The following is an 822-nucleotide window of genomic DNA, read 5'->3' as shown; positions in this document are numbered from 1 at the left end:
AAGGGGTATCCCCTTTCGGACTTCCAAACTTAATGAAATTAGTTTGGTAAAGTGCGCCCTTCGGGAAAACCATTATAGCTTAGGAAGGCATTGAATCTCAATGGCAGGTATCCTATGCTTGAATGGTTTTTAAAGGCTTTGGAATCAAAATGGGTATTGAATCTTTAGATCAGAAAATTGCAAAACAACAAGAGAAGTTAAACCAGTTAAAAGCGCAAAAACAGGCTGCTTTAGCAAGAGAAAAGGCAAAACAGAAAGTGCAAGAAAGAAAAAATGACACTAGACGTAAAATTTTACTTGGTTCGTACTTGCTCAAGAAAATGGAAGATGAAGCAGAGAAACAAAAAATACTTGCTGGCCTGAACGAGTATTTAACAGAAGATCGTGACAGAAAATTATTTGGACTTTAATGCTGCCAGCTTTTGTTTCCTCTCTTCAAAGTGTGCTTTAAGCCCGTCATTAATCGGGTGATCAGGGTTTTTCGCTGCTTCTCTTTGAGCCTGAATGATTCTGTTTCGGGCTTCTAAAAGGCTTTCGGTCTTTTCCATGAAATTTTATCTCTTGAATAAAAAAATATGCTTTTAGATCTGATACCAATATAGACCAAGTCAATGAAAGAGATTGAAAAAGTGTAAAAAAATCACGAAAAATATTTTTTTTAGCGATGAGGTATAATCTTTTTATTTTTCAAAGAGAATCTAATGTCTGGATTTAAAAGCCTTTTTTATCACTATTATATTTGGCTGATCATCTTTATATTTACTGTTCTTAATTTTCTTGGATATAACTATATCAACTACTCAAACGCAGGAAATGTGTTTT

Annotated in this window: 2 protein-coding genes; one reads left to right on the top strand and one right to left on the bottom strand. The window is 34.1% G+C overall.

Annotation, left to right across the window (positions count from 1 at the left end):
- Positions 1-149 precede the first annotated feature (149 nt).
- The gene (locus tag D7V20_RS19320; protein WP_120385414.1) at positions 150-410 is read left to right on the top strand and encodes a mobilization protein; all 261 of its coding nucleotides are present in this window, start codon (positions 150-152) and stop codon (positions 408-410) included.
- Here the strand turns inward: D7V20_RS19320 and D7V20_RS19955 are convergent.
- Complete coding sequence (locus D7V20_RS19955) at positions 396-548, bottom strand: hypothetical protein (protein WP_171407871.1); 153 nt, start codon at positions 546-548, stop codon at positions 396-398. The genes D7V20_RS19320 and D7V20_RS19955 overlap by 15 nt on opposite strands.
- Positions 549-822 lie beyond the last annotated feature (274 nt).

Origin of the sequence: Acinetobacter rongchengensis (assembly GCF_003611475.1) — a bacterium.
Classification (GTDB): Bacteria; Pseudomonadota; Gammaproteobacteria; order Pseudomonadales; family Moraxellaceae; genus Acinetobacter; species Acinetobacter rongchengensis.
Note: the sequence above shows the minus strand (reverse complement) of the source record. Positions and strands in the feature narration are given on the sequence as shown.